This is a genomic window from Comamonas aquatica NBRC 14918, assembly GCF_000739875.1.
In the GTDB taxonomy this organism is placed as follows: Bacteria; Pseudomonadota; Gammaproteobacteria; order Burkholderiales; family Burkholderiaceae_C; genus Comamonas; species Comamonas aquatica.
Genome location: NZ_BBJR01000028.1, coordinates 33,500 through 54,062, shown reverse-complemented (window position 1 = coordinate 54,062; position 20,563 = coordinate 33,500). Strand labels below are relative to the sequence as shown.

Sequence of the window (20,563 nt, the reverse complement as noted above, 5' to 3'; positions counted from 1 at the left end):
CCCCGGCATCGCAGGGGGGGGTGATGGGGGGCCTGCGTGCCAGCCACGCGGTCCCGTCCTGGTCCCGGCCTTGCGGCAGGGCGCCGGTGCCCTAGGGAAAGTCCGTCATGACGTTGTCACGCCGCCTGCCTACATTGGCGCGATGTCCACCATTCAACTGGAAGGTGTTGCCAAGTCGTGGGGCAGCACCACGGCTTTGCAAGCCATTGATCTGTCGATTCCCTCGGGCGCGTTCTGTGTGTTGCTGGGCCCTTCGGGCTGCGGCAAATCGACCACCTTGCGCATCATTGCCGGTCTGGAGCAGGCCAGCGCTGGGCGCGTGCGCATCGGCGGCCAGGATGTGACCGACCTGCCCCCGGCCGAGCGCGGCATCGCCATGGTGTTCCAGAACTACGCGCTGTTTCCCCACCTGTCGGTGGCCGAGAACATCGGCTTTGGCCTGTCGGTGCGCAAGGTGCCCAAGGCCGAGGCTGCCCGGCGCCTGCACGATGCGGCCGGCTTGCTGGGCCTGTCGCACCTGCTGGACCGCAAGCCGGGCCAGCTCTCGGGCGGCCAGCAGCAGCGCGTGGCCCTGGGCCGTGCCCTGGTGGCACAGGCCCATGTCTGCCTGATGGATGAACCCCTGTCCAACCTCGATGCCCAGCTGCGCCAGGAAATGCGTGCCGAGCTGCGTGAGCTGCAGCAGCGCCTGGGCCTGACGGTGGTGTATGTGACGCACGACCAGGCCGAGGCCATGAGCATGGCCGACCAGGTGGTGTTGCTGCACCAGGGCCGCGTGGAGCAGTGCGCCACGCCGCGCGCCCTGTACGCCCAGCCGGCCACCACCTTTGCAGCGCGCTTCATCGGCACGCCCGCGATGAACCTGGTGCAGCTGCAGGACGGCGCGATCGCCGGCAGCAGCGTGCGCTTGCCCGCGCCCACCGGTGCCGCCTGGCTGGGGCTGCGCCCCGAGGCTGTGGCGCTGTCGGGCGAAGCGCGCGTGCCCGCCCAGGTGGTAGGGCTGGAATACCTGGGCGCCGATGTGGTGCTGCGCTGCCAGGTGGGCAGCGAGCAGATCACGGTGCGGGCCCCGGGCCAGCAGGCGGTGCAGGCCGGGCAGGCTCTGCCGCTGGCCTGGCCGCCGCAGGCCATGCATTTTTTCGACGCCGCCGGCCAGCGTCTGGCCTGACGGCCCTGCAGTTTTTTTGTCCACGTCCTCGTCGGGCAGTTCCCAGTCCGCGATCGGCGGCCTACCAGGAGTGCATGCATGCAACGCAAGACCTTTTTGAAAACCATCGTCGCCACCAGCGCCGCCATGTGGGGGCTGTCGACGGCCCTGGCCCAGGCCAATCCGCTGGAGGTGCCGTTCTACTACCCCGTGGCCGTGGGCGGTCCCATCACCAAGGTCATCGACGGTTACGCGGCCGACTTCAACAAGGCCCACCCACAGTACAAGGTCACGCCCATCTACGCGGGCACCTACCAGGAAACCATCGTCAAGGCGCTGACGGCCAACAAGTCGGGCAAGGCGCCGGCCACCTCGGTGCTGCTGTCCACCGACATGTTCACGCTGATCGATGAAGACGCCATTGCCCCCATCGATGACTTTGTGAAGACCGATGCCGACAAGGCCTGGCTCAAGGGCTTCTACCCCGCGTTCATGGCCAACAGCCAGACCGGCGGCAAGACCTGGGGCATTCCGTTCCAGCGCTCCACCGTGGTCATGTACTACAACAAGGAAGCCTTCAAGGAAGCCGGTCTGGACCCGAACAACGCCCCGCAGAACTGGAAGGAGCTGCGCGACGCCGCGCAGAAGCTGACCAAGAAGGACGCCAACGGCAATGTCACCCAGTACGGCATCCAGATCCCCTCGACCGGTTTTGCCTACTGGATGCTGCAGACGCTGACCACGCCGAATGGCGTGCTGCTGGCCAACGAGGCTGGCACCAAGGTCATGTTTGACCACCCCAAGGTGATCGAGGCGCTGGACTTCTGGGTCAATCTGACCAAGGACGGCGTGCACCCCAAAGGCGTGGTGGAGTGGGGCACGACGCCCAAGGACTTCATGGAAAAGAAGGCCGCCATCATCGTCACCACCACCGGCAACCTGACCAACCTGAAGGCCAATGCCAAGTTCGACTTCGGCGTGGCGCAGATTGCCGGGAATGTGCGCAAGGGCTCGCCCACCGGGGGCGGCAACTTCTACATCTTCAAGAAGGCGCCCAAGGCGCAGCAGCAGGCGGCGTTCGAGTTCGCCAAGTGGGTGACACAGCCCGAGCGTGCGGCCCTGTGGAGCATGGACAGCGGCTACGTCGCCGTGTCGCCCGCCGCCTACGACACGCCCGCGCTCAAGCAGTACGGCCAGGACTTCCCGCCCGCCCTGGTGGCGCGCGACCAGCTGCCGGTGTCGGTGGCGGAGTTCTCCACGCACGAGAACCAGCGCGTGACCAAGCTGCTGAACGACGCGGTCCAGGCGGCGTTGAATGGCACCAAGACCTCGGCCCAGGCGCTGAAGGACGCGCAGCGCGAGGCCGATCGCATCCTGCGCAGCTACCAGTAAGCCCCGGAACGCTGCGGCGCGCAGGCACACCGCCTGCGCGCCGCAGCACCGGCGTGGCGGTCCCGGTGACCCTCACGCCGGTATCTGGACCTTATCTGGTTCATATCACCTTCCAGGCCATATCCCATGCGCGCAGCCAGCTATGTTTTTTTGTCCGCGAGGGACGCCCGTGATGTGTCCATGCTGCGCTGCCGTGGCTGGCGGGCCCAGGTTGCTGCGGTCGCCGTTCCTGCCGCATACCGCGCGGTGGGACCCGGGCAATGCAGCCGGTTTTGAGAGAGAAATTCCGTTCGATGGCCATGTCTTTTGCTTCATTGCCCCGCCGGGTCGGCAGCCCGGGCATCCACGCCTGGCTGCTGCTGTTGCCGGCGATGGTGCTGCTGGTGACCTTCACCCACTGGCCCGCCGTGGCCACCCTGATCGACAGTTTCTTCTCCACCCCGCGCGGCACCCGCCCCGCGGTCTGGGTGGGCGCCGAGAACTACGCCGTCATGGTGGACGACCCCGTGTTCTGGCAGGCCGTGCGCAACAACCTGTGGTTTGCGGCGGCCACCATCCCCACCTCCATCGGCCTGGCCCTGCTGATGGCGCTGTGGGTCAACGAGCGCATGGCCGGGCGCACCTGGCTGCGCATGGCCTATTTCACGCCCACGGTGCTGCCCATGATTGCCGTGGCCAACATCTGGCTGTTCTTCTACACGCCGCAGTACGGCCTGCTGGAGCAGGTGACGGGTGCGCTGGGGCTGCCCTCGCACAACTGGCTGGGCAGCCCGTCGACGGCGCTCGGGGCCGTGACCCTGGTGGCGGTGTGGAAGGAGGCCGGCTTCTTCATGATCTTCTACCTGGCCGCGCTGCAGACGCTGAACCCCAGCCTGAAGGAGGCGGCCGCCATCGAAGGCGCCTCGCGCTGGTACTTCTTTCGCCGCGTGCAGTGGCCGCTGCTGATGCCGACCACGCTGTTCGTGCTGGTGAATGCGGTGATCAATGCCTTTCGCCTGGTGGACCACATCTTCATCCTGACGCGCGGCGGGCCGGACAACGCCACCAGCCTGCTGCTGTACCACCTGTACGAGGTGGGCTTCAAGTTCTGGGACACGGCCTATGCCGCAGCCATCACCGTGGTGCTGGTGATGGTGCTGGCCGGCGTGGCGCTGTTCCAGTTTTTCGTGCTCGACAAGAAGGTGCACTACCAATGAGCCGCCCTCCCGCCCCGGCGGTGATCTACCGCCACACCTGGTTCGACACCCTGGCCGCCTGGCTGCTGGCGCTGTGCTGGATCCTGCCGCTGGCCTATGCCGTGTGGACGGCCTTCCACCCCAGCGCCTACGCCACCCGGCTCGATCTGGCGGCACCGTGGACGCTGCAAAACTTCCGCAACGCCTGGGAGGCCGCGCCGTTTGCGCGCTATTTTTTGAACACCACGCTGCTGGTGCTGATGATTCTGGCGGCGCAGCTGGTGCTGTCCACCCTGGCGGCGTTCGCCTTCGCGCGCTATGAGTTCCGGGGCAAGCACATTGCCTTCGCGCTGGTGCTGGTGCAGCTGATGATCATGCCGGACATCCTGCTGGTCGAGAACTACCAGACCATGGCCCGCCTGGGCCTGGTGGACACGCTGCTGGCCATTGGCCTGCCGTACTTTGCCTCGGCCTTTGCCATCTTCCTGTTGCGCCAGACCTTCCTGGGCATTCCCAAGGAGCTGGACGAGGCCGCGCGCGTGGAGGGCGCCAGCACCCTGCAGATCCTGTGGCGCGTCTATGTGCCGCTGGCCAAGCCGGTGTACACCGCGTTCGCCCTAGTGTCGGTGAGCTTCCACTGGAACAACTTCCTGTGGCCGCTGATCATCACCAACAGCGTGGAGTCGCGCCCGCTGACCGTCGGGCTGCAGGTGTTCTCCAGCGTGGAGCAGGGCGTGGACTGGTCCACCATCACCGCCGCCACCCTGATGACCTCGGCCCCGCTGCTGGTGGCCTTCATCCTGTTCCAGCGCCAGTTCGTGCAAAGCTTTATGCGCGCGGGCATCAAGTAGGGGGGCGGTGGGCGGCATGAGCCATGCCCCCTCGGCCCTTCACCATCGCGATCCCCTGGTTCCTTGATCCCCCAACGGACTGCTTCCGATCTGAGTGCGAGTGAGGCACGCCCAGCGATAAAAAAGGCCAGATACCCATCCGGTCTCTGGCCTGGTGGGGGGAGGGTACCTGGGACTCAGGCCGTGGTCGGCGTGCCCAGGCTGCGCAGCACATCGCGCACCATCTGGGCGCGGGCCTTGGGGTCGGGCAGGTCACGCTCGATGCGCAGCTTGTCGTTGCCGGCCAGCTTGATGTGCTTGTTCTTCTGGATCAGGTGGATGATCTGCAGCGGCTCCACCGGCGGGTTGGGCTTGAAGGTGATGTGGATCACCCCGGGGGCCGCATCCACCTTGATCACGCCATAGGGCTCGGACAACACGCGCAGACGGTGGGTGTCGATCAGCGTCTGCGCCTGCGGTGGCAGCTTGCCGAAGCGGTCGACGATCTCTTCCAGCAGGTTGTCGATCTGGTCCGTGCTCTTGGCCGTCGCCAGCTTCTTGTAGAACGACAGGCGCAGGTGCACGTCGCCGCAGTAGTCGTTGGGCAGCAGGGCCGGGGCGTGCAGGTTGATCTCGGTCGTGGCGGCCATGGGCGACAGCAGGTCGGGCTCCTTGCCGGCCTTGAGGCTGCGCACGGCCTCGGCCAGCATCTCGTTGTAGAGCTGGAAGCCGATCTCCATCATGTTGCCGCTCTGGTTCTCGCCCAGCACCTCGCCGGCGCCGCGGATTTCCAGGTCGTGCATCGCCAGGTAGAAGCCACTGCCCAGCTCCTCCATCTGCTGGATGGCGTCCAGGCGCTGCTGGGCCTGCTTGGTCAGGCCTTCGATGTCCGGCACCATCAGGTAGGCATAGGCTTGGTGGTGGCTGCGGCCCACGCGGCCGCGCAGCTGGTGCAGCTGGGCCAGGCCGAACTTGTCGGCACGGCTGATGACGATGGTGTTGGCGCTGGGCACGTCGATGCCGGTCTCGATGATGGTGGAGCACAGCAGGATGTTGAAGCGCTGCGCCACAAAGTCGCGCATCACTTTTTCCAGCTCGCGCTCGGGCATCTGGCCGTGGGCCACGGCGATGCGCGCCTCGGGCAGGATTTCCTCCAGCGCCTGGCGGCGGTTCTCGATGGTCTCCACCTCGTTGTGCAGGAAGTAGCACTGGCCACCGCGCTTGAGCTCGCGCAGCACCGCCTCGCGGATCACGCCCTGGCTTTCGCTGCGCACAAAGGTTTTGATGGCCAGACGCCGTTGCGGCGCGGTGGCGATCACCGATAAATCCCGCAGCCCCTCCAGCGCCATGCCCATGGTGCGCGGGATGGGGGTGGCGGTCAGCGTCAACACGTCCACCTCGGCGCGCATGGCCTTCATGGCCTCCTTGTGGCGCACGCCAAAGCGGTGTTCCTCGTCGATGATGAGCAGGCCCAGGTCCTTGAACTTGACCGAGCTGGACAGCAGCTTGTGCGTGCCCACCACGATGTCCACCGAACCCTCGCCCAGGCCTTGCAGCGCCGCGTTGACCTCCTTGGTGGTGCGAAAGCGCGAGACCTCGGCTACGCGCACCGGCCATTTGGAGAAACGGTCCACCAGCGTCTGGTAGTGCTGCTCGGCCAGCAGCGTGGTGGGCGCCAGGAAGGCCACCTGCTTGCCGCCCATGGCGGCCACGAAGGCCGCGCGCAGGGCGACCTCGGTCTTGCCAAAGCCCACGTCGCCGCAGACCAGGCGGTCCATGGGCTGGGGGCTGACCATGTCGTGGATCACGGCGTGGATGGCGGCCTTCTGGTCGGCGGTTTCCTCAAAGCCGAAGTCCTGGGCGAACTGCTCGTAGTCCTGCGCGCTCAGGCGGAAGGCATGGCCCTGGCGCGCGGCGCGCCGGGCATAGATGTTCAGCAGCTCGGCGGCCGCATCGCGCACCTGCTCGGCCGCCTTGCGCTTGGCCTTTTCCCACTGGCCGCTGCCCAGGCTGTGCAGCGGTGCCGATTCGGGCGTGACGCCGGTGTAGCGGCTGATGTGGTGCAGCTGGCTGACGGGCACGTACAGCACGGCGTCCTTGGCATATTCCAGGTGCAGGAACTCCTGCAGCGCCGGTGTGCCATCGGCGTTCTTCTGGCCCACGTCCATGTTGACCAGGCCGTGGTAGCGGCCGATGCCGTGCTGGCTGTGCACCACCGGGTCGCCGACCTTCAGCTCGGACAGGTCCTTGATCAGCGCGTCCACGTCGCTGACCTGCTCCTGTTTCTTGCGGCGGCGCGTGGTGCCGGTGGTGGCGAACAGCTCGGTCTCAGTGACAAAGTCGATGCCGGCCTCGATCCAGGCAAAGCCGCGCATCAGGTTGGAGGTGGCAATCCCCAGGCGTTCGTGGGCCGTGCTCTGGAATTCGTACAGCGAGTCAAAGGCTGGTGGGTTCAGCTGCGAGGAGCGCAGGAAGTCCAGCAGGCTTTCGCGCCGGCCGTCGCTTTCGGCCAGCACCAGCACGCGGCGCTGGGCGCTGCGCAGGTGGGCCTGCAGGCGCTGCAGCGGGTCTTCGGCGCCGCGCACCACGGACAGGTCGGGCAGCTTCTGGAAGAAGGCGCTGTCCGCCACATCGTCCACGCCGGGGCGCAGGGCCAGTTGTGGGTAGGACTTGGCGCTTTGGTAGAACTGCTCGGCGTTCAGGAACAGGGTGTCCGGGGGCAGGGCGGGGCGCTCGGGGTCGCCCTGCACCAGGCGGAAGCGCTCCTTGGTGTCCTGCCAGAAGCGCTGGAAGGCGGGCTCCAGCTCACCGTGCAGCACCAGGGTGGCGTCGTCGCCCAGGTAGTCGAACACCGTGGCCGTGGCGTCGAAGAACAGCGGCAGGTAGTACTCGATGCCGGCCGTGGCCACGCCGGCGCCCATGTCCTTGTAGATGCGGCTGCGCGTGGGGTCGCCCTCCAGCAGCTCGCGCCAGCGGTTGCGGAACTTGGCGCGCGCGTCCTCGTCCATGGGGAACTCGCGCCCGGGCAGCAGGCGCACGGCGGGCACGGTGTCCAGGCTGCGTTGGCTGTCCGGGTCGAAGGTGCGGATGGAGTCGATCTCGTCGTCGAACAGGTCCACCCGGTAGGGCACGTCCGAGCCCATGGGGAACAGGTCGATCAGGCCGCCGCGCACGGCGTATTCGCCATGGCTGACCACCTGCGAGACATGCTGGTAGCCCGCCAGCGTCAGCTGGGCCTTGAGCTTGGCCTCGTCCAGCTTCTGGCCCTGCTGGAACTCGAAGGTGTAGCCGGCCAGGAAGGACGGCGGCGCCAGGCGGTACAGCGCCGTGGTGGCGGGCACCAGCACCACGTCTGCGCCGTGGGCGTGGTCGCGCTGGCGGATGCGCCACAGCGTGGCCAGGCGTTCGCTGATCAGGTCCTGGTGCGGCGAGAAGGTGTCGTAGGGCAGGGTCTCCCAGTCCGGGAACAGCGCCGTGCGCAACTGGGGCGCGAAGAACGCCATTTCATCGATCAGGCGCTGGGCATCGCTGGCGTCGGCGGTGACGATGGCGGTGATGCGGCCCAGGCCTTTCTCACGCTGTGCCAGCCTGGCCAGCAGCAAGGCATCGGCGCTGCCCACGGGTGTGGGCAGGGAAAAACGGTGACCGGGCGTGAGTTTGGGCAGATCCATGGAACCAGACAATTCGGAGACGGCAGGCGCAGGGCCTGCACAAAGCGCGGAAATGCGGCGTGCTGCCGCGAAGGTGTAGCGGGCAATTCTAGAATGCAGTGCATGACAGACTTGCTTGCTGCAGCGAATGCGCCCGGGTCACCGCAGGGTCGTTTCTGGGGACTGATTCCGTGCGCCGGTGTGGGCGCGCGCGCCATCCCGCCGGGCGCCCCGACGCCCGACCTGCCCAAACAGTACCACCCGGTGGCCGGCCAGCCCCTGGTGCTGCACACGCTGGCGGCCTTTGCCGGCGTGCAGCGCCTGGCCGGCACGCTGGTGGCCGTGGCACCGAACGACCATTTCCTGGACAGCTACCGCAGCGCGGCCTGGTGGCACCTGCCCTGCGGCGGCGCGACCCGGGCCGAGACCGTCATCGGCGGCCTCAAGGCCCTGCTGGCGCGCGGTGCGGCGCAGCACGACTGGGTGCTGGTGCACGATGCGGCGCGCTGCCTGGTGACCACGGCGCAGATCGACCACCTGATCGACGAATGCGAGCGCGACAGCGTGGGCGGCCTGCTGGCGCACAAGCTGCCCGACACGCTGAAGACCGCCGTCACCGGCGCCAACGGCGTGCGCGTGGCTGCCACGGTGGACCGCAGCGACAAGTGGCTGGCGCAGACGCCGCAGATGTTCCGCCTGGGCGTGCTGCTGGATGCGCTGGTGCGCATGGGCGCGGTCGCCACCGACGAGGCCAGCGCCATGGAGGCCCTGGGCCACCGGCCCAAGCTGGTGCCCGGTGGGGCGCAGAACTTCAAGGTGACCTACCCCGACGACTTTGCCCTGGCCGAGGCCGTGCTGACGCAGCGCGGTGGCAGTGCCACGCTGGAGCGCTTCAAGGGCAAGCGCGACGCGGTGCACCCCACGGGCAACCCTTTTTTTTGAATTCCTAACCAAATTGGCCGCTAGCCCGCAAGGGATGAGCGTGAATAGCTATGAATTTTCGTATTGGTGAAGGCTGGGACACGCACGCCCTGGTGGCCGGGCGCAAGCTGATCCTCGGCGGCGTGGAGATCCCGCACGACAAGGGCCTGCTGGGCCATTCGGATGCCGACGTGCTGCTGCACGCCATCACCGACGCGGTGCTGGGGGCGGCGGGCCTGGGCGACATCGGTCGCCATTTCCCAGACACGGCCGAAGCCTTCAAGGGCGCCGACTCCTGGGTGCTGCTGCAGGAGGCCACGCGCCGCGTGCGGGCCCAGGGCTGGGAGATCGGCAACATCGACAGCACGGTGATCGCACAAAAGCCCAAGCTGGCGCCGCACATCCCGCTGATGCAGGAACGCATTGCCGGGGCGCTGGGCGTGGCCGTGGAGCAGGTCAACGTCAAGGCCAAGACCGCCGAGAAAATGGGCCCGGTGGGCGAGCTGCTGGCGATGGAGGCGAATGCCGTGGCACTGCTCTACAAGGCGGGCACACAGGCTGCATAAAGCATAGCTGCTAGCGCTTGCTGGATCAGCGCTGCAGCCGGTTTTGATGCTCAATTGCGCGGCAATAAGACTGCGCATGCAAAAAGCCTTGCAGGCGGACCTGCAAGGCTTTTTTTGTGGGCGACACGGTTGCCGCAGAGCGCACGGCCGGCTGTGCGGCCAGCCCCTCAGATGGCGTCGGGCGGCAGCTGGCGCTTGACCTGGGGGCGCTGCAGGCGGTGCTGCGGGTCCTGCCCGTCGGGCACATCGGTCACGCGCTGCAGCTGGATGTGCGAGGCCAGCCCGCCCTCGTTGGCGTTGGTGATGGAGAACACGCCCCCCATGCGCTGCACCGTCTTGTCGACGATGGACAGGCCCAGGCCGGCGCCGGCGGCCGCGGTGCGGGCCGAGTCGCCGCGGAAGAAGGGCTGGGTCAGCTGCGCCAGCTGGTCCGGCGGCACGCCCGGGCCGTGGTCGCGCAGGCGCATCAGCACCCAGTTCTCGCGGGTCTTGATGGTGATGTCGACAAAGGCCGTGTCGGTGTCCACGGTCTTGCCATAGCGGCGGGCGTTTTCCAGCAGGTTGGAGATGACGCGCGCCAGCTCCACCTCGTCGGCCATCACGTAGATGTCGTCCGGGATGGACATGGTGATCTGCAGCTCGCGGTGGTTCTGCACCGCGTACACGCAGGAGGCCACCACGGCATGCAGGTTCACCACGGTCAGCGTGACGTGGTCGGGCCGCGCGTAGTCCAGGAATTTGTCGATGGTGGCGTCCAGCTGCACGATGTCGGCCACCATGTGTTCGCGGGCAATGTCGTCCTGCACGCTCATCTCGGTTTCCAGGCGCAGGCGCGCCAGCGGGGTGCGCAGGTCGTGCGAGATGCCGGCCAGCATCACGGCGCGCTCCTGTTCCAGCTTGGCCAGTTTCTGCACCATGCGGTTGAAGCCGATGTTGACCTCGCGGATCTCGCTGGTCACGGCCTCCTCGTCGAGCTGGCTGGCGGCAAAGTCGCCATCGCGCACGCGGTTGGCGGCGTAGCTCAGCTGCTTGAGGGGGCGGTTGATCAGGCGCGCGATCACGGCCGCGCCGGCCAGCGACAGCAGGCCTGCCGTGCCCAGCCAGATCAGCCAGGTGCGGCCACCGGCCGTGGTGTAGCGCGACTTGTCCAGCAGGATCCAGTTCGGGTCCTCGTCGATGGTGAAGCTGACCCACAGGCCTTCCTCACCGTTGACGCTGCGCGCCAGGATGGTGTCGGGCCCCAGGCGCGTGGTCAGCAGCTCGTTGAGGCGCTGGTTCAGCTGCGTGGGCGGCACCTCTTCAAAGCGGTCGCTGGGCTCGCGTGGCTGGATGCGCACGCCTTCCTGGTCGGCCATGGTCTTGATCAGCGACACCCGGGCGATAGCGTCCGAGTGCTGCAGCGCCGCACGGCTGAGGTTGACCAGCGAGGCGATCTGCTGGGCCGTGTGCAGCGTGCGCGGCTCGAATTCGAGCGCCCGCAGCGTCTGCAGCCAGGCCAGGATACTGCCCAGCAGCAGCAGGGCCAGCAGGAAGAAGGTGCGCCAGAAGAGGTTCAGACCCACCCGGGAGCGGGCATTCTGGGCGGAGGACGAGCTGGCATCCGGGGCGTTGCCAGCAAGCATGGAAGGGCGTGACATGGGAAAAGGGCGCGGTGGCGCCACAGCCTCCCGCAGGGAGGCCGGGGTTTAGTTGATGCCGTCGGGTACGAACACGTAGCCCACGCCCCAGACGGTCTGGATGTAGCGCGGGGCGGCGGCGTCTTCTTCGATCAGCTTGCGCAGGCGCGAGACCTGCACGTCCAGGCTGCGGTCGAAGGGTTCGAACTCGCGCCCGCGCGCCAGCAGTGCCAGCTTTTCGCGCGACAGCGGCTGGCGCGGGTGGCGCACCAGGGCCTTGAGCATGGCGAATTCACCGGTGGTCAGCGGCAGCTCTTCGCCGCTCTTTTGCAGCACGCGCGTGCCCAGGTCGAAGGTGAAGGGGCCGAAGTTCACGACCTCGTTGTCGCCCGAGGGGGCGCCAGGGGCTTCCACGGGCGGGCGGCGGCGCAGCACGGCATGGATGCGGGCCAGCAGTTCGCGCGGATTGAAGGGCTTGCCGAGGTAGTCGTCGGCGCCCACTTCCAGACCCACGATGCGGTCCACGTCCTCGCCCTTGGCAGTCAGCATGATGATGGGCGTGCGGTCGTTGGCCGAGCGCAGGCGGCGGCAGATGGACAGGCCGTCTTCGCCGGGCATCATCAGGTCCAGCACGATGAGGTCCACGGTTTCACGCAGCAGGATGCGGTTCAGGGCCTTGCCGTCCTCGGCAATCATGACCTCGAAACCTTCCTGCGTCAGGTAGCGGCGCAGCAGGTCGCGGATGCGGGCGTCGTCGTCGACAACGAGGATTTTGTCAGTGCGGTTGTTGTTGGTGGTGGCCATGGATCTACCCCTTGTCCAATTTGTAACAGAGCCAATTCTGACCAGCTTGGCGCGAAAAATTCCCGATTTCGCCCGGGTTTGACACAGTGTTACATGTCTTGCCAAATGCAGGGAGGTGGCGGGCGCAGCTTCGGCGTCTTGTCTGGCAAGCTTGGGCTTTGTTTGCATGCAATTTGGCGTGCTTTGGCATGAAAGGGAATTGAAAGATGCAGCTTCGCAAAACCAGCGCACGTTTTTTGCGCAATTCGGTCGGTGTGGTCATGTTCGTGGGCGGTGCTCTGGGCTCCGGGCTGGCGCTGGCCCAGTCGCAGGAGGTGCTGCGCAACGTGGTGCAGCTGTCGGCCACGGGCAGTGTCGAGGTCGACCAAGACTGGCTGCAGATGCGCCTGGCGGCCACGCGCGATGGCAACGACGCCGCCAGCGTGCAAAAGCAGCTGCAGCAGGCGGTGGACGCCGCCATGCGCAGCCTGCGCCCGCAGGTGCAGGGGCAGAACCTGCAGGTCAGCAGCGGCAGCTTTGGCGTCTATCCGCGCCATGGCAATGACGGCAAGATCAAGGGCTGGCAGGGCCGTGCCGAGGTGCTGCTGGAAGGCAAGGACTTTCCGCGCATCACCCAGGCGGCCGCCCAGATCGAGGGCATGACGGTGGCGGGCATGGATTTCGGCCTGTCCAAGGAAGGCCGTGCGCGCGTGCAGGAGCAGGCCCAGGCCCAGGCCATCGACAGCTTCAAGGCGCGCGCCACGCAGCTGGCGCGGCAGTTCGGCTTCAGCGGCTACAGCCTGCGCGAGGTCAGCGTGAACAGCCAGGACGCCTACCCCGCGCCGCGCATGGTGCGCATGAATGCCATGCCCATGGCTGCCAAGGCCGAGGCGGCCGATGGCATGGCGGTGGAGGCGGGCAAGGCCCAGGTGGTGGTCAATGTAGCGGGATCGGTGCAGCTGCAATAAACAGAGCTGCCTGCGCTTGTCCAGCAAGCGCTAGAAGCCAAAAAGCCTCTGAAAATTTCAGAGGCTTTTTTTCGTCGATGGGGATGCTGAGTTTATTGTGCGGCCCAGCCGCCATCCATGTTCCAGGCCACACCGCGCACATTGTTGGCGGCTGCCGAGCAGAAGAACACGGCCAGGGCGCCCAGTTCCTCCGGCGTGGTGAACTGCTGCGAGGGCTCCTTCTCGCCCAGCAACTGGCGGGTGGCATCGTCGATGCTGATGCCCTGGGCCTGGGCCTTGGCATCCACCTGCTTTTGCACCAGCGGCGTCAGCACCCAGCCGGGGCAGATGGCGTTGCAGGTGACGCCGGTGGTGGCGTTTTCCAGCGCCGTGACCTTGGTCAGCCCGACGATGCCGTGCTTGGCCGCGACGTAGGCCGATTTCTGCGCCGAGGCCACCAGGCCGTGCACCGAGGCCACGTTGATGATGCGGCCCCAGTTGGCGGCCTGCATGGCCGGCAGCGCCAGGCGGGTGGTGTGGAAGGCGCTGGACAGGTTGATGGCCAGAATGGCATCCCATTTGTCGACCGGGAAGTCCTCGACCTTGGCCACGTGCTGGATGCCGGCGTTGTTGACCAGGATGTCGATGCGGCCGAAGCGCTGGGCGCCAAAGGCCATCATGGCCTCGATTTCGTCGGGGCGGCTCATGTCGGCGCCGTGGTAGTCCACCGCAATCCCGTGGGCCTGGCCGGCGGCGGCCACCTGGGCCTGGGCGCCCTGCGCATCGCCAAAACCGTTCAGAAGGACGTTGGCCCCCTGGGCTGCCAGCGCCTGTGCAATCCCGAGGCCGATGCCGCTGGTGGAACCTGTGACCAAAGCTGTTTTGCCCTTGAGCATCTCAAAAGTCTCCGCTGAAATATGAATTAGGATGGGTGAACCCATTATCTAGTGGCAAGTCTTCGATTGCGTACCCATGGTTGAACCTACGCTGAACTACGTAGCCTGTCCCGGTGCCGCCGTGCACGGCACGCCCACGCACCGCATGGCCTATTGGGAGTGGAACCAGACCGGCGATCCGGCCCATCCGCATGTGATCGTCTGCGTGCATGGCCTGACGCGCCAGGGGCGCGACTTCGACGTGCTGGCGTGTGACTTGAGCCGGTCGGCGCGTGTGATCTGCCCCGACGTGGCCGGGCGGGGGCGCAGCGACTGGCTGGCCCAGCCCAAGACCTATGGCGTGCCGCAGTACACCGTGGACATGCTGGCCTTGCTGCAGCAGGTGCATGCCACGGCCCCCATCGGGGCGCTGGACTGGCTGGGCACCAGCATGGGCGGCCTGATCGGCATGGCGGTGGCCGGCAATCCCGAACTGCCGCTGCCCGTGCCGGTGCGCAAGCTGCTGCTCAATGATGTAGGGCCGGTGCTGGAATGGTCGGCCCTGCAGCGCATCGCCCAGTATGTCGGCCAGCCTGCGCACTTCGACAGCGTGCAGCAGGGCGCTGATGCCTTGCGCCTGCTGTCGGCAGGCTTTGGACCGCACACCCAGGCCCAGTGGCTGGCGTTGAGCCAGCCCATGCTGCGGCCTGCCGCGCAGGGCGGCTGGGAGCTGCACTACGACCCGGCGATCGCGTTGCCCATGCAGGGCATGACCCAGGCGCAGTCCGAGCAGTCGCAACCCCTGCTGTGGCAGCTGTATGACGGCATCAAGGCACAGACGTTGCTTGTCCGCGGGGCGCAGTCCGACCTGATCACCCGGGCCACGGCCGCCGCCATGGGGCTGCGCGGCCCGTGCGCCGAGGTGGTGGAACTTGAAAATGTGGGGCATGCCCCCACCTTCGTGGCGGATGACCAGGTGGTCATCGCACGGAACTTCTTTTTGGGTGATGAATGAATACAGTATGTAAGGCCCTGTCGCGCGCAGATGCTGCGCGGGCTTGGACATTCCACGGGGGCTTGCATGCGTAGCGTGACCTCTTTGCCCCCGACCACCGGGGAAGCTGCTGGCGCACCGGGCGGCAGCGCGGTGTCTGCCGATGTTCCACACCTGCTGGCCGCCACCTCGGGCAATGTGCCCGACCAGGTCGATGCCTTGCGCCGCGCGCGCGCGTTTGCCGAGCCCCTGTTGGTCGGTGAGGCGCTGAGTTCCGGCGAGAACACCCTGGCCCATGCGGACGCCACGGCCGCCATCCTGCAAGGCATTGGCGGCTCGGAAGCCATGCAGGCCGCGTGCTATCTGGTGTATGCCAGCATGCACCTGAACAAGCCGTTGGAGGTGCTGACCAAGGCTTTCGGCCCCAATTTTGCCGAACTGGCGGTGGAGACCACCAAGCTCATGCACTTCCAGCAGCAGGCCCGCGGGGGCGAGGGGGGTGCCACGCGGGTGGACGACCCGGCCACGCAGACCGAGACCGTGCGCAAGATGCTGCTGGGCTTCTCGCGCGATGTGCGTGTGGTGCTGCTGCGCCTGGCGTCCCGCCTGCAAACCTTGCGCTGGTATGCCGCCAGCAAGCGTCCGGTTTCGCCCAGCCTGGCCTATGAGGCGCTGCACGTGTTTGCGCCGCTGGCCAACCGCCTGGGCATCTGGCAGATCAAGTGGGAGCTGGAAGATCTGTCGTTCCGTTTTCTGGAGCCCGATACCTACCGCGACATCGCCCGCCTGTTGGATGAAAAGCGCGCCGAGCGCGAGGTCTACATGGAGCAGTTGCGCGCGCGCCTGGAATCCGGCTTGCGCGCCTACAGCATCAGCGCCACGGTCTCGGGCCGCCCCAAGCACATCTACAGCATCGTCAAGAAGATGCGCGGCAAGTCGCTCAACTTCGACCAGCTGTTCGACATCCGGGCGCTGCGCGTGGTGGTGCCGAATGTCAAGGACTGCTACACCGCGCTGTCGTGGGTGCACGAGCACTTCAAGCCGATCGAGTCGGAGTTCGACGACTACATCGCCAAGCCCAAGCCGAATGGCTACCAGTCGCTGCACACCGTGGTGCGCGACGAGCAGGGGCGTGCCATCGAAATCCAGATCCGCACCCAGGCCATGCACGATCACGCCGAGAACGGCGTGGCTGCGCACTGGGCGTACAAGGAGGCGGGGACCAAGGGCTACGCCGGGGTCAGTGCCACGGGGGAGTACGACGCCAAGATCGCGGTGCTGCGCCAACTGCTGGCCTGGGGCCAGGATCTGTCCGAGAACCCCTCGCACCGCGGCCTGTTCGACGACCGCATCTATGTGCTGACGCCGGATGCGGCCGTCATCGAGCTTCCGCAGGGTGCCACCCCGGTGGACTTCGCCTATTCGGTGCACACCAACCTGGGACACCGCTGCCGTGGCGCACGCGTGGACGGCGCCATGGTGCCGCTGAACACGCAGCTGCAAAGTGGCCAGACCGTGGAGATTTCCACCGTCAAGGAAGGCCGGCCTTCGCGCGACTGGCTCAACCCCGAACTGGGCTATCTGGTCAGCAATCGCGCCAAGGCCAAGGTGCGGGCCTGGTTCAACGCCCAGGCCACGCACGAGACCATGATGCGCGGCCGCGAGGCCGTGGAAAAACTGCTGCAGCGCGAAGGCAAGACGGCCATCAAGCTGGACGACCTGGCGGTGCAGCTGGGCTTCAAATCGGCCGACGCGCTGTTCGAGGTGGTGGGCAAGGACGAGTACTCCTTGCGCAACATCGAGGTGGTGCTCCGTCCGCCCGAGCCTGCGGAGCCTGTGGAAGACATCCAGTCCATGGTGCGCAAGCCCCGGGCCAACAACGCGGCCCACAAGGGCGGCGTGCTGGTCGTGGGCATCGATTCGCTGATGACGCAACTGGCCAAGTGCTGCAAGCCGGCGCCCCCGGACGACATCTGCGGCTTTGTCACGCGCGGCAAGGGGGTCAGCGTGCACCGCTCCGATTGCAGCAACTTCCGTGAAATGGCGGCACGCAACGAGGAGCGCGTGATCGACGTGGCCTGGGGCATGCCCAAGGCCGAAAAGCAGGCGGCGGTCTATCCTGTCGACGTGGCCGTGGAAGCCACCGACCGCCAGGGCCTGCTGCGCGACATCTCGGACGTGTTCGCGCGCGAGAAGACCAATGTGATCGGTGTGCAGACCCAGTCGGTCAAGGGCACGGCCTGGATGACGTTCACGGTCGAGGTCTCCGACTCCGGGCGCCTGAACAAGGTGCTGGGCATCGTGGCCAGCGTGTCGGGGGTGCGTTCCGCGCGCCGCCGTTGAAGATGGTGGTGCGAATTTTCAAACGTGCAAAATTTGGTGCTAGAATCGCAGCTTCTGATTTTTCAGGCGCGTAGCTCAGTTGGTTAGAGCACCACCTTGACATGGTGGGGGTCGTTGGTTCGAATCCAATCGCGCCTACCAAGGCATATTCAAAAAGGCCCTGCAAGTTTTGCAGGGCCTTTTTGTTTGTATCCCTGTCCTGGCGTTGTCGCAGTCGCGGGACAAAAGCGCAGCACCCTTTGGCAGGATGCTGCGTGCGCTCTGGCGCTTACATCTGGGCCGGCAAGGCCGTCACGATGCTGGGGAAGAACCACAGGATCACCAGTGCCAGCACCATCAGCAGGAAGTAGGGGGCGCAGACTTTGGCGATGTAGGTGATCTGCTTGCCGGTCATGCTTTGCAGCACGAACAGGTTGAAGCCGACCGGGGGCGTGATCTGTGCGGTTTCCACCGTGATCACCAGGAAGATGCCGAACCACAGCGGATCAATGCCTGCGGCCTGGATGATGGGCAACACCACACTCATGGTCAGCACGATGGTGGAGATGCCATCCAGGAAGCAGCCGATCAGGATGTAGAAGATGCCCAGGGCGATGATCAGCATGGCAGGGGACAGCTGCAGGCTACCCACAAATTCGGCCAGCTGGCGTGGCAGCCCGATGTAACCCATGGACAGCGTCATGAACGCGGCCCCCGCCAGGATCAGGGCGATCATGCAGTACAGGCGTGTGGCGCCGAACAGCGAGGCCTTGAAGCTGTCCCAGGTCAGGGCTTTCTGCGACGCTGACAGCACCAGGGCGCCGGCCACGCCGATGGCGGCGGCTTCCGTCGCGGTGGCAATCCCGCTGTAGATGCTGGCCACCACACTGGCAATCAGCAGCACGACAGGGATCAGGTGGCGGGCTTCGTACAGCTTTTGTTTGAAGCTCAGGCTGGTTTCGGCTTTGGGCACCTTGTCGGGGTTGAGCAGCGACCAGACCACGATCCAGCCGCTGAACAGCAGAGCCAGCAGCAGCCCGGGTAGCACGCCGGCCATGAACAGCTTGGAAATCGACAGCTCGGCCGAGACACCGTAGACGATCAGGATGATCGAAGGTGGGATCAGCAGACCCAGCGTGGCGGGGCCTCCCAGCGAGCCGATGATTTGCGCTTCGGTGTAGCCGCGTTTGCGCAGCTCCGGAATGTTCATCTTGCCGACGGTGGCGCAGGTGGCGGCCGAGGAGCCAGAGACCGAAGCAAAGATGGTGCAGCCGATCACGTTGGTGTGCAGCAGGCGGCCGGGCAAGGCGTTGACCCAGGGGGCCAGGCCGCGGAACATGTTCTCGGACAGGTTGGTGCGGTACAGGATCTCCCCCATCCAAACAAACAGCGGCAGTGCGGTCAGGGTCCAGCTGCTGGCCGAGCCCCAGATGGTGATGGCCATGGCATCGCCGGCCGCGCGCGCCGTGAAGAACTCCATGCCGAACCAGGCCACGCCGGCCAAGGTCAGTCCCACCCACACGCCGCCCCCCAGTAGGGTGATCAGCACGACGATGAGTGCAATGCTGGCAAAAATCTCATTCATGGTGAGCGTCCTCCTGCTCGCGGGGCTTGCGTTGGCCCTTCAGTTCCAAAATCAGTTCGTCGCAGAAGGCGATGAAAAAGATCAGCGTGCCCAGGGCCATGAAGATCTGGGGAATCCACAGCGGGGTGGCATCAACGCCCACGGAGATGTCGTCGATCTCCCAGGACTGCCACGCCAGGCGGCACGAGTAAAAAGCCAGGAAGCCGGCCAGGGTGGTGGCAATCACCAGGGCAATGACTTCAAGGGCCTTGTGGGCCTTGCCCTTGAGCATGCCCAGGATCAGGGTGACCCGGATGTGCTCGCCGGCCTTCAGGGTGCTGGCCAGGGCCATGAATCCGGCTCCGGCCATGGCATAGCCGGCGTAGGCGTCGGTGCCCGGGGCGTTGAAACCCAGCAATCGGCTGGCGATGGTGAGCAGCACCATCACCAGCACGACCACCATGGAAAGACCCGCCAACCAGCTGCTCGCGGTATACAGGCCGTCAATCAATTTCCGCATGTGCAAAATCCTTCGCGCGACAGAGTGGTGGCGCGTCGTTGATACGGGGGATCATCAAAAATGCCCTTGGTTGCGAGCGTTGGCCGGCACCAAGGGCACAGGGGGCGTCGGTGAATTACTTGGCGGCCTTGAAAGTGTCCAGCACGGCCTTGCCTTCAGGACCGGCCTTGTCCAGCCACTCCTTGATCACGGTGTCGCCCACCTTGGCCAGGTCGGCCTTCAACTGGGGCGAGGCTTCCAGCACCTGCATGCCGCCGGCCTTCAGGGTGGCGATGGAGCGGGCATCCACCTCGCGCGATTCCATCCAGCCGCGGGCTTCCGCCACGGCGGCGGCCTTGAGTACGGCGTCCTGCTCGGGCTTGCTCAGGGCGCCGAAGGCCTTCTTGCTGACCACGACGGCGTTCTTGGGGATCCAGGCCTGCACGTTGTAGTAGTACTTCAGGTTTTCGAACAGCTTGTTGTCGGCGCCGGTGGCGCTGGAGGTGATCAGGCCTTCGACCACGCCGGTGGCCAGGGCTTGCGACAGCTCGGCTTCCTGGATGGTGGCGGGCTGGGCGCCCACCAGTTCCCCGATGCGCGCGGTGGTGGGCGAGTAGACGCGCCACTTCATGCCCTTCAGATCGGCCGCCGAGTTGATGGGTTTCTTGGTGTAGATGCCCTGTGGAGGCCAGGCCACGGCGTACAGCAGCACCTGGCCCTGCTTGTCCAGCAGCTTTTGCAGGGCAGGCTTTTGCGCCTGGTAGAGCTTGAAGGCGTCGTCGTAGTTGTTGACCAGGAAGGGTAGGCCGTCCACGCCGAAGATCTGCGATTCGTTCTGGAAGCTCACCATGAAGAACTCGCCCATCTGCGCATTGCCGGTCTGCACCGCACGCTTGATTTCAGGCATCTTGAACAGCGAGGCGCCAAAGTGTGGCGTGATCTTCAGCTTGCCCTGGGTGGCGGCGTCCACATCCTTCACAAACTGTTCGTTGTTCTTCGAGTGGAAGTTGCTGGCGGCGTAAGCCGTGGCGAAATCCCACTTGGTCTGGGCCATGCCGGTGCCGGCAAAGCCAAGGCTGGCAACCAGGGTGGCGGTGGCGCAAAAAATTCGACGCTGCATGAAATGCTCCTTGATGAGGGGGATGAAGACCTGCCCGTGTGGCATGCCATCTGGGTTGGTATAGGCAATTCGCGTGCCAAAACTACCATTGCTGTGGGGCATTGCCTATCAGGGATTTCAACGATGCGTCGTTTTTGTAGGTGTTTTATTTTTTGATTGTTG

General features: G+C 65.9%; 16 protein-coding genes and 1 tRNA gene. 10 read left to right on the top strand and 7 right to left on the bottom strand.

What is annotated here, in order from left to right; genetic code table 11:
• Positions 1-142: 142 nt before the first annotated feature.
• From CA2_RS04865 to CA2_RS04850, 4 genes are all read left to right on the top strand, one after another.
• The gene (locus CA2_RS04865; protein WP_042413219.1) at positions 143-1,168 is read left to right on the top strand and encodes an ABC transporter ATP-binding protein; all 1,026 of its coding nucleotides are present in this window, start codon (positions 143-145) and stop codon (positions 1,166-1,168) included.
• Between the two features lie 78 nt (positions 1,169-1,246).
• Positions 1,247-2,539: an ABC transporter substrate-binding protein gene (locus tag CA2_RS04860; protein ID WP_042413217.1), complete on the top strand. Its 1,293-nt coding sequence runs from the start codon at positions 1,247-1,249 to the stop codon at positions 2,537-2,539.
• Positions 2,540-2,832: 293 nt separating this feature from the next.
• Positions 2,833-3,735 (top strand): carbohydrate ABC transporter permease, encoded by a 903-nt coding sequence (locus tag CA2_RS04855; protein WP_042413215.1) that lies wholly within the window; start codon positions 2,833-2,835, stop codon positions 3,733-3,735.
• The gene (locus tag CA2_RS04850; protein WP_042413213.1) at positions 3,732-4,565 is read left to right on the top strand and encodes a carbohydrate ABC transporter permease; all 834 of its coding nucleotides are present in this window, start codon (positions 3,732-3,734) and stop codon (positions 4,563-4,565) included. Before CA2_RS04855 ends, CA2_RS04850 begins: the two co-directional genes overlap by 4 nt.
• A gap of 176 nt (positions 4,566-4,741) precedes the next feature.
• Here the strand turns inward: CA2_RS04850 and mfd are convergent, their stop codons facing one another.
• Positions 4,742-8,215: a transcription-repair coupling factor gene (gene mfd / locus CA2_RS04845; protein ID WP_042413212.1), complete on the bottom strand. Its 3,474-nt coding sequence runs from the start codon at positions 8,213-8,215 to the stop codon at positions 4,742-4,744.
• A gap of 102 nt (positions 8,216-8,317) precedes the next feature.
• On the opposite strand from mfd, the gene ispD reads away from it, so the two are divergent.
• Positions 8,318-9,136 carry a 2-C-methyl-D-erythritol 4-phosphate cytidylyltransferase gene (gene ispD, locus CA2_RS04840; protein ID WP_042413249.1) on the top strand — a complete coding sequence of 273 codons (819 nt, stop codon included), beginning with the start codon at positions 8,318-8,320 and terminating at the stop codon, positions 9,134-9,136.
• A 50-nt stretch (positions 9,137-9,186) separates the two neighbouring features.
• Positions 9,187-9,681: a 2-C-methyl-D-erythritol 2,4-cyclodiphosphate synthase gene (ispF, locus tag CA2_RS04835; RefSeq protein WP_042413210.1), complete on the top strand. Its 495-nt coding sequence runs from the start codon at positions 9,187-9,189 to the stop codon at positions 9,679-9,681.
• A 167-nt stretch (positions 9,682-9,848) separates the two neighbouring features.
• On the opposite strand, the gene CA2_RS04830 is transcribed toward ispF, so the two are convergent.
• On the bottom strand, positions 9,849-11,303 hold the full coding sequence (locus CA2_RS04830) for a sensor histidine kinase family protein (protein WP_042413209.1): 1,455 nt from the start codon (positions 11,301-11,303) through the stop codon (positions 9,849-9,851).
• A 63-nt stretch (positions 11,304-11,366) separates the two neighbouring features.
• A complete protein-coding gene (ompR, locus tag CA2_RS04825) occupies positions 11,367-12,101 on the bottom strand; it encodes an osmolarity response regulator transcription factor OmpR (RefSeq protein WP_042413206.1) in 735 nt (244 codons plus the stop codon).
• A 206-nt stretch (positions 12,102-12,307) separates the two neighbouring features.
• On the opposite strand from ompR, the gene CA2_RS04820 reads away from it, so the two are divergent.
• The gene (locus tag CA2_RS04820; RefSeq protein WP_245620884.1) at positions 12,308-13,048 is read left to right on the top strand and encodes an SIMPL domain-containing protein; all 741 of its coding nucleotides are present in this window, start codon (positions 12,308-12,310) and stop codon (positions 13,046-13,048) included.
• Positions 13,049-13,140: 92 nt separating this feature from the next.
• Here CA2_RS04820 and CA2_RS04815 read toward each other — a convergent pair whose 3' ends face one another.
• Positions 13,141-13,923 carry a 3-hydroxybutyrate dehydrogenase gene (locus CA2_RS04815; RefSeq protein WP_042413204.1) on the bottom strand — a complete coding sequence of 261 codons (783 nt, stop codon included), beginning with the start codon at positions 13,921-13,923 and terminating at the stop codon, positions 13,141-13,143.
• Positions 13,924-13,999: 76 nt separating this feature from the next.
• Here CA2_RS04815 and CA2_RS04810 point away from each other — a divergent pair, with 76 nt between their 5' ends.
• The 3 genes from CA2_RS04810 (at position 14,000) to CA2_RS04800 (ending at position 17,380) form a co-directional block, all read left to right on the top strand.
• The gene (locus CA2_RS04810; RefSeq protein WP_174435598.1) at positions 14,000-14,917 is read left to right on the top strand and encodes an alpha/beta fold hydrolase; all 918 of its coding nucleotides are present in this window, start codon (positions 14,000-14,002) and stop codon (positions 14,915-14,917) included.
• 66 nt (positions 14,918-14,983) lie between these two features.
• On the top strand, positions 14,984-17,239 hold the full coding sequence (locus CA2_RS04805) for a RelA/SpoT family protein (RefSeq protein WP_042413202.1): 2,256 nt from the start codon (positions 14,984-14,986) through the stop codon (positions 17,237-17,239).
• 64 nt (positions 17,240-17,303) lie between these two features.
• Positions 17,304-17,380: transfer RNA gene (locus CA2_RS04800), tRNA-Val, on the top strand.
• Between the two features lie 127 nt (positions 17,381-17,507).
• Here the strand turns inward: CA2_RS04800 and CA2_RS04795 are convergent.
• The 3 genes from CA2_RS04795 to CA2_RS04785 form a co-directional block, all read right to left on the bottom strand.
• Positions 17,508-18,803, bottom strand: a complete 1,296-nt coding sequence (locus CA2_RS04795; RefSeq protein ID WP_042413201.1) for a TRAP transporter large permease — start codon at positions 18,801-18,803, stop codon at positions 17,508-17,510.
• Complete coding sequence (locus CA2_RS04790; RefSeq protein ID WP_042413199.1) at positions 18,796-19,302, bottom strand: TRAP transporter small permease; 507 nt, start codon at positions 19,300-19,302, stop codon at positions 18,796-18,798. The genes CA2_RS04795 and CA2_RS04790 overlap by 8 nt, the downstream gene beginning before the upstream one ends.
• 115 nt (positions 19,303-19,417) lie before the next feature.
• Positions 19,418-20,401 carry a TRAP transporter substrate-binding protein gene (locus CA2_RS04785; protein ID WP_042413243.1) on the bottom strand — a complete coding sequence of 328 codons (984 nt, stop codon included), beginning with the start codon at positions 20,399-20,401 and terminating at the stop codon, positions 19,418-19,420.
• Positions 20,402-20,563 lie beyond the last annotated feature (162 nt).

Excerpts from the sequence above, each read along its gene's own strand:
- CA2_RS04865 (WP_042413219.1), top strand. The coding sequence starts at position 143 with ATGTCCACCATTCAACTGGAAGGTGTTGCCAAGTCGTGGGGCAGCACC.
- CA2_RS04860 (WP_042413217.1), top strand. The coding sequence starts at position 1,247 with ATGCAACGCAAGACCTTTTTGAAAACCATCGTCGCCACCAGCGCCGCC.
- CA2_RS04855 (WP_042413215.1), top strand. The coding sequence starts at position 2,833 with ATGGCCATGTCTTTTGCTTCATTGCCCCGCCGGGTCGGCAGCCCGGGC.
- CA2_RS04850 (WP_042413213.1), top strand. The coding sequence starts at position 3,732 with ATGAGCCGCCCTCCCGCCCCGGCGGTGATCTACCGCCACACCTGGTTC.
- mfd (WP_042413212.1), bottom strand. The coding sequence starts at position 8,215 with ATGGATCTGCCCAAACTCACGCCCGGTCACCGTTTTTCCCTGCCCACA.
- ispD (WP_042413249.1), top strand. The coding sequence starts at position 8,318 with ATGACAGACTTGCTTGCTGCAGCGAATGCGCCCGGGTCACCGCAGGGT.
- ispF (WP_042413210.1), top strand. The coding sequence starts at position 9,187 with ATGAATTTTCGTATTGGTGAAGGCTGGGACACGCACGCCCTGGTGGCC.
- CA2_RS04830 (WP_042413209.1), bottom strand. The coding sequence starts at position 11,303 with ATGCTTGCTGGCAACGCCCCGGATGCCAGCTCGTCCTCCGCCCAGAAT.
- ompR (WP_042413206.1), bottom strand. The coding sequence starts at position 12,101 with ATGGCCACCACCAACAACAACCGCACTGACAAAATCCTCGTTGTCGAC.
- CA2_RS04820 (WP_245620884.1), top strand. The coding sequence starts at position 12,308 with ATGCAGCTTCGCAAAACCAGCGCACGTTTTTTGCGCAATTCGGTCGGT.
- CA2_RS04815 (WP_042413204.1), bottom strand. The coding sequence starts at position 13,923 with ATGCTCAAGGGCAAAACAGCTTTGGTCACAGGTTCCACCAGCGGCATC.
- CA2_RS04810 (WP_174435598.1), top strand. The coding sequence starts at position 14,000 with ATGGTTGAACCTACGCTGAACTACGTAGCCTGTCCCGGTGCCGCCGTG.
- CA2_RS04805 (WP_042413202.1), top strand. The coding sequence starts at position 14,984 with ATGCGTAGCGTGACCTCTTTGCCCCCGACCACCGGGGAAGCTGCTGGC.
- CA2_RS04795 (WP_042413201.1), bottom strand. The coding sequence starts at position 18,803 with ATGAATGAGATTTTTGCCAGCATTGCACTCATCGTCGTGCTGATCACC.
- CA2_RS04790 (WP_042413199.1), bottom strand. The coding sequence starts at position 19,302 with ATGCGGAAATTGATTGACGGCCTGTATACCGCGAGCAGCTGGTTGGCG.
- CA2_RS04785 (WP_042413243.1), bottom strand. The coding sequence starts at position 20,401 with ATGCAGCGTCGAATTTTTTGCGCCACCGCCACCCTGGTTGCCAGCCTT.